This is a genomic window from Corallococcus praedator, assembly GCF_003612125.1.
GTDB classification, from domain to species: Bacteria; Myxococcota; Myxococcia; order Myxococcales; family Myxococcaceae; genus Corallococcus; species Corallococcus praedator.
In genome coordinates this window covers 1-6,914 of record NZ_RAWI01000454.1, presented here as the reverse complement: position 1 = coordinate 6,914, position 6,914 = coordinate 1, and the positions used below count along the sequence as shown (strand labels likewise).

Below are 6,914 nucleotides of genomic sequence, written 5' to 3'. Positions count from 1 at the left end.
CCCCCAGCACGACCAGCCCCACCGCCGTGAGGCCCAGCACCGTGCCCGCACGCCCGACAGAGGGAGACGACGTCACCGCGGAGACCTCCGCGGTGCGGATCCGCAGGGCATCCGCGAGCTCGCCGCCATAGAGCCACCCCAGCGCCCCCAGGCACAGGACGTTGGCCACCAGCGTCCCGCGCTTGGGTCCTGTCATCCCGCGAGCGTCCTCGCCGGATCCGTGGCGGCGGCGCGGCTGCTGGGAAACCAGGCGCCCGCGAGCGCGGCCACGAGGCCCAGGAGCACGCCGCCCAGGAGCACCGTCACCGGGAAGGAGAAGAAGCTGTCGGGCTTGAAGGGAAAGTCCGGCAGGTAGCCCGCGGCGAAGCGGTCCACCGCGAAGGCCAGGAGCAGCGCCGCGGACGTGCCCGCCGCGCCCCCCAGCAGGCCCACCACGCTGGCTTCCGCCAGGACGATGGAGCGGATGTCCGCGCGCGAGGCCCCCACCGCCTGCATCACGCCAATCTCCTTGGCGCGCGCGCGCACCGACGCGGACATCGCGTGGGTGATGTTCACGGCGGCCAGCACGCAGATGAGGATGGACAGGAGCGCCAGCGCGGACGTGGTGAGCGCCACCGCCGCGCCCGCGTTCTCCGCGAGCCGTCGCTCCTGATCATCGATTTCGAAGCCCATGCCCCTCACCGCCGCCACCAGTGCCGGCACGTACGAAGGGTCGGCCGCCACCAGCGTGACGCCGGTGTAGCTGTCCGCGTCCGCGCCCGCCGCGCGGTTGATGCGCACCGCCGTGTCCAGCGGGATGGTGATGCCCGCGAGCATGGCCCGGTCGGATGCGCCCACCACCTGCGCCTGCTGCGTGGAGCTGGGCCCGCCCGACGTGGCCGCCACGTAGGAGCGGTTGAACTCCACCGGGAAGCCGAAGCCGATGAGCATCTCCGCGGACAACTGCGGCAGCTTGCGCGCGGGCGCGAACGTCTTGTTGTACAGCTCCAAGAGGCGCGTGGAGATGAGCGCCGGGATGGCCTTGCCCTCGCCGGGGTCCTTGAAGTCCTTCGCCTCCGGAAGCCCCACGTCCTTCTGCACGAGGCCGGGGTCCACGCCCACCGCCAGGACCTCCAGGCCCATGCGCAGGCGCGAGCCGAAGAAGGTGCCGTCGTAGCGGGTCACCGCCGGCACGCGGACGTTCATCTTCCGGTACGCCGTCTCCACGCCGGGCAGCGCGCGCAGGCGCTCCACCGCGCCCGTGTCCAGCTTGCCGCCGCCCAGCAGGCCCAGCGACACCGACGGAGGCACCACGTCCACCAGCCGCGAATCCGTGGGGAAGATGCGCTCGCGGATGACCTGGCCCACGCCCAGCCCCAGGCCCACGAAGAACACCAGCGCGCCCACACCCATCGCCACGCCGAAGGCGGAGAAGAACGCGCCCCGCCGCTCACGTGCGAGCGACAACCTCACCAGTCGGGACAGTGCATCCAACCTCACGGGGCACCTCGCGACGCCAGGGCCGCCGATGTCGGGGACTCCTCCACGAGCCGCGCGTCCTTGAGCCGGAGCACCCGGCGCGCCACCGCGCTCATGCGCTCCTCGTGGGTGACCGTCAGCAGGGTGAGCCCGTCCCGGTGCAGTTCCTGGAACAGCTCGATGACGCCCGCGCCGGTGGCCGCGTCCAGGTTGCCCGTGGGCTCGTCACACAAGAGCAGCTTCGGGCTGCCGAAGAGGGCCCGGGCGATGGCCACGCGCTGGCGCTCACCGCCCGAGAGGCGCACCGGTTCGCGGTCCTGCTTCGAGCCCAGCCCCACGCGCTCCAGGAGCATGCTCGCGCGCTTGCGCGCCTCCGGGACGACGGCGCCGAAGTGCGAGGGCAGCAGCACGTTCTCCAGCGCCGACAGGTTGGGGATGAGGTGGAAGGACTGGAAGACGAAGCCCACGTGCGTGTTGCGAAAGCGCGCCAGCTCCGCGTCGCGCAGGCCCGCGAGCTTCATGCCGCCCACCTCCACGGTGCCCTGGTAGTGCACGTCCAGGCCGCCCAGCAGGTGCAGCAGCGTGGACTTGCCGCTGCCGGACGCGCCCACCACGGCGACGAAGTCCCCCGACTCCACGTCGAAGGACACGCCGTCGAGGACGCGCACCCGCGCACCCTCTCCGTCCTCGTACTCCTTCACGACGTCCCGAACGCGAATCAAGGGGTGGCCGGAGTCGTGGTGGTGGTGGCCGGCGCGGGCGTGAGGCGCAGGGAGATCTCCGCCTGCAGCGCCTTGTCCTTGCGCGACAGCGACATCGTCACGGCGCGCAGGTCGTCGGTGGCGTCCAGCCAACGCACCGTGGTGGCCTTGATGGCGAAGCCGCCAATGCCCCACGCGGACGACGGCAGCGCCTTCACCGCGTCCGACAGCCGGCGCAGGTCCAGCAGCAGCACCACCGCCGCGTCCTTGCCCACCGACTTCAAATCCTCCGACACCGGGCCCGTACCCGCCGGCTGCGCGAGCGCGGCCAGCGACGACTCCAGGCGCGCACGCGGCGCCGCGAGCACCAGCTTGCCGTCCTTCGTGAGGGCGAAGTGCGCGCCCTCGCCCGCGCGGTACGACGTCAGGTAGGCCTTCTGGCCGCTCAGCTCCGTGGCCTCCACCTTCGCGCCGAAGCCGCCCGCGAAGCCGGGAATCTTCTCCAGCGTGGCCTGCCCCTTCGCCACGTCCTTCGTCTCCGCGATGGCGACCAGGTTGACGAAGCGGAAGGGGTTCGTGCGCCGCAGGTCCAGGTCCGGCAGGCCCGAGCCCAGGTTGACGCTGGGCGACAGCGACAGGCTCAGCACCATGCCCGGCTTGAGGTTGTCCAACACCTCCGTCTTCACGTTGAAGCCCGCCTGCTGCACCGCGCGCGTCACCTGCGTGCCGGCGAGGTACGGCCACACGCCGTCCAGCTGCGCCGGGTCCCCCCGGAAGCGCGCCACGAAGAAGCTGTCCTGGGGCAGCCAGCCCGCCAGCGCCTCTCCCCCCTTGGGCTCCAGCGCGGCGAGCGACGCCTGCGTGTCCGGCCACGGCGCGTCCGCGCGCAGCGTCACCGCGCGCTCCTCGATGTGGCCCGCGAAGGTGATGCCCTGCACCGTACCCGCGGGCAGCAGGCCGGAGCCGCCCGGCAGCCACACGTGGAAGTCCCGGTCCCCCGTCAGCCGATTGAGGGACGCCTCCAGCACCGGCTCCTTCGCGATGGAGTTCTCCTCCGGCAGCGCCGCCAGCTCCGGCAGCCGCGCCACCGACGCGCCCGCGGACAGGAGCACCAGGTCGTGCTTGAGGAAGAGCAGGCCCAGCGCGGGCTCCGTCGAACCCGGGCGGCTGAAGGTGATGAGCCGCCCCGCGTCCGACTTCGTCTCCTTCTCCTCCGACGCGCCCAGCCGCGCGCGGGCGAAAGTGGCGAAGGTCGTCTTCAGCTTGTCCGCGTCCTTCACGCCGATGACGGACACCACCTGCGTGCCGCCCAGGAAGGCCGCGCCCGCGCCGCGCTTCGGATCGATTCCGGCGTCCTCCAGCGCCTTGCGGCTGCGCAGGTCCACGCCCACCTGCCGCATCACCGCGGACGCGTAGCGCTCCGCGCTGGGGAAGTTCTGCAGCTGCGCGACGAACGAGGCCACCTTGAGGTTCTGGAAGCGCGCGAGCTTCTCGCCCAGCGTCCCCAGGTCGTTGATGACGACGGCCGCCTGTGCCGTGCGCGGCAGGTAGCGCGACACCCCGGCCGGCGAGGACGCGGGACCGGCCGCGTCCTTCCCGCAGCGCGAGCAGCCGGCGAACACGACCAACAACAGGAGCAGCGGAAGAGAGCCAACGCGGCGGAGCATGGGCGGCAGGACAGGATGCCTGCGCCGGAGAGTCAATCTATTCGTGTGCCCTCGCGGCCCCCCGCCACACCCCCAAGGTGCCACGGTGAACAGGTGCCTTCCGCCCCCTCAGGTCCAACCTGTCCGACTGTCGGACAGGTTTTGACGGGGCGGCCCGGCAGGCGGGCCCGTGCCCGGCCTACCGCACGCGGCTGCCACCGTGCGGCAGCGGCCCGCGCGTCTCCTCGGTGAAGTCCAGGAAGCGCTCCATCTGGCGCACCGTTTCGTCGGTGGACTCCGTCTCCGCGGAGAGTACGTCGAGCTGCCGGTTGACGCTCTCCGGATCCCGGATGGTGATGGACTGCTCGTGCGTCAGCCGCATCAGGTCCTCGATGCCGGCCAGCTGGTGGCTCACCACCTCACGGCTTTCGCCCGCCTGGTCGAAGCGCGCCATGCGCTTGCGTTGGATCTCCAGGCGCTTGCCCTTCACGTCCTTGAGACGGGGGTTGGGCTCGCCTTCCACCTCCGCCTCCAGCGCCGCGACCTCGCCCACCAGGTGGTCGCGGTCCGCGCCGCTCAGGTACGTGCGGTACTGGTTGAGCGCGGAGATGAGCCGCAGGAACGACGTGAGCAGCGCGTCCAGCTTGGGCTCGCTGTCCGCCACCAGCACGCGGCCGCCGGGCAGCTTGCGGTAGTTGGCGAGGATCTTCTCCTTGAGCCCCACGAGCTGCTGGTAGTGGTCGCGCTGCGACGGCGCCAGGTCCGCGAGCAGCGAGTCCACCGCCGCGCGCGCGGCCTCCGGGTTGTCCGGCGTGTTCGCCCGCACGGCGCGCTGGAAGCGCTTCATGGACGAGAGGACGCCCAGGTACAGGCCCTCCACGCCCAGCGCCACCAGCATGGGCAGCGGCTCCTGCGTCACGGCGCTGGACATGGCCGCCGTCGTCAGGCCCACCAGGTTGGCCGGCAGGAGGAACGCGGCCTTGATGTAGTTCGGTGTCTTCGCCACGTCCGACTCCCCTTCCCGCTCAGGGCCCACGCGCCTCGGAGACGTATTTCAGCGCGCCCAGGTCCCGCGTGTCCTCCGCGGGGGGCGGCGCCGTACCGCGCTTGAGCTTCTGGAAGAGCGCCGCGGCGCTCTGGAACAACTCGTCATAGGTAACTGGCGCCTCGCCGGAAAGGCCGAAGAACGCCCGATTGTCCGCCAGCGTCGCGGGCGGTGCGCTGCGGATGGCCTCCGAAGGGTCGCCCAGGTACGGCGCCACCTCGCCCAACAGCCGCGCCCCGGCCGCCGGGTCCTTGAGCACGCCCTGCCCCGCGTCCAGCAGGCCCCGCAGCACCCGGCGCACCCCGTCCGGGTAGCGCGCCGCGAAGTCCCCGCGCGCCACCAGCACCGTGGCCAGCAGGTGCGGCGCGTCCGCCGTCGTCGCCAGCACCGAGCCGCCCCGGTCGCGCGCCGCCAGTTCCACGTCGCCCCACAGCCCCACCACCGCGTCCGCCCGGCCCTCACGGAGGGCCCGGCCCGCGTCCAGCGTGGAGGGCAGGTCCACCCAGCGGACATCCGACGTGCGCAGCCCCGCGCGCGCCAGCACCCACAGGGCGAAGTAGTGCGAGGAGCCGAACGGGTACACGCCCATGCGCTTGCCGCGCAGGCTGGCCAGGTCCGGCACGCCCACCGCCGCCATCGCCTCCTGGCCCCGGCTGCGGCCCACCAGCAGCACCGTGCGCGGCGCCGCGTCCCGGAGCGTGGGCGCCCAGGACGCGAGCCGGTCCACCGACAGCGCGGCCATGTCCACGCCGCCGTTCTCCGCGCCCACGGCCAGGGCCTGCTTGAGTTCCTCCTCGCGCGCGAAGAGCACCGCGCGGGCCTCCAGCGCATAGGCCGTCTTCAGCAGGCCCTGCGCCGCGCCGGGAGGAGGCACCGGGTTGTCCAGCGTGGTGGCGCCCCCGGTGGCGACCAGCAGCGCGGAGGCGGAGCCCCGGGGCGTGAAGCCGATGAGCACGGGCCGCAGGGGCACCGACGCCACGTCCGCCACCGGGGCCGCCACGCCGGCGGGAAAGTCACCGGGGGACAGCCGCACGGCTTCGCGGGTGGACGGGAAGAAACGCGCCTGCAGGCGGTCCAGGTAACCCGCCCGCGAGGCGAAGACGTACCCCGCGCCCAGGACACAGAGCGCGAGGAAGAGAAAGAGGCCGGGTCCGCGGTGCAGCTTCATCCGTGTGCGCCGGCCTCTTTCATGGGCGGAGACCTACTTGATCTCCACCTTCTTGCCGATGGTCTTCTCGGTGCCAGCACCCACGTCCGACACGGGCGCGGGGCTGTCCAGGAGGCCCATCTCCATCTTGAACTGCTTGACCAGCTCGTCGCCCTGGATCTTCTCGGCCTCTTCCTCGATGGCCGCGGCCTGGTGGTCCACCGACTCGAGCGCCATCTGCATGCGCGCCTCGTTGATGGCCGTCTTCTCCTGCACCTTGCGGAGCATCTCGTCGTGCGTGGAGTCCACGCCAGCGACGGTGAAGGACTCCATCGTGTCGGCGACCTTCGCCTGCCACTTGGCGCGCCGGGCGTCCCGGACAGCGTTCATCGCCTCCTGGGTCTTCTTGTCCTTCTCGCGCATGAACGCCTTCTTCACGTTCAGCGCCTTCTCGTAGGCCAGCTTGGCGATATCCAGCTGCTGCTGGTTGCGCGCCAGGGCCTCCTTCTCGCCCTGCAGCTTGGTCGCGTAGGTGCCGGCCAGGTCGTCACGGCCCGCCTGGATGGCGGCCTTGACCTTGGCGGTCAGCTCCCGCACGTCCTGCTGGTACTTCATGTTCTCCTTCTCGAGCAGCGTCACATTCGCCCGGACCATGGCGATGGACTCGTTCATCTTGGGGACCTGGTCGTTCAGGTCACGGATGTTCTGCTCGAGAATCAGCTCCGGATCCTCGATGGAGGAGACGAAGAAGCCCGCGAAGCTCCGCATCGCTCTCTTGAATCGTTGCCACATGTCGGCACTCACCTCCACCTGTGCGTAATCCCAACCACCTTACACGAACTCCGTCGCCCACAAGCACCCGGCTGGAAGGCTCCTGTCACCCTGACTACGCCCACCCCGGGCGGATGATTGCCCAC

General features: G+C 71.4%; 6 protein-coding genes and 1 pseudogene. All 7 read right to left on the bottom strand.

The features are described 5' to 3' along the window. Positions 1-196, bottom strand: a pseudogene (locus D7Y13_RS35840) (hypothetical protein); the annotation flags it as partial. Further along, entirely contained in the window at positions 193-1,479 is a 1,287-nt protein-coding gene (locus D7Y13_RS35835) for an ABC transporter permease (protein ID WP_120533294.1), read from the bottom strand. The gene D7Y13_RS35835 and the pseudogene D7Y13_RS35840, both read right to left, overlap by 4 nt. Then, positions 1,476-2,180, bottom strand: coding sequence for an ABC transporter ATP-binding protein (locus tag D7Y13_RS35830; protein WP_120582835.1), 705 nt, complete (start codon positions 2,178-2,180; stop codon positions 1,476-1,478). Before D7Y13_RS35830 ends, D7Y13_RS35835 begins: the two co-directional genes overlap by 4 nt. Next, entirely contained in the window at positions 2,177-3,826 is a 1,650-nt protein-coding gene (locus D7Y13_RS35825) for a hypothetical protein (protein WP_120582834.1), read from the bottom strand. Before D7Y13_RS35825 ends, D7Y13_RS35830 begins: the two co-directional genes overlap by 4 nt. Positions 3,827-4,004: 178 nt before the next feature. Continuing rightward, a complete protein-coding gene (locus D7Y13_RS35820; protein ID WP_120533303.1) occupies positions 4,005-4,811 on the bottom strand; it encodes a hypothetical protein in 807 nt (268 codons plus the stop codon). A 19-nt stretch (positions 4,812-4,830) separates the two neighbouring features. Continuing rightward, positions 4,831-6,018, bottom strand: coding sequence for an ABC transporter substrate-binding protein (locus D7Y13_RS35815; protein WP_120533297.1), 1,188 nt, complete (start codon positions 6,016-6,018; stop codon positions 4,831-4,833). Between the two features lie 33 nt (positions 6,019-6,051). Beyond that, entirely contained in the window at positions 6,052-6,789 is a 738-nt protein-coding gene (locus D7Y13_RS35810) for a PspA/IM30 family protein (protein WP_120533298.1), read from the bottom strand. Positions 6,790-6,914 lie beyond the last annotated feature (125 nt).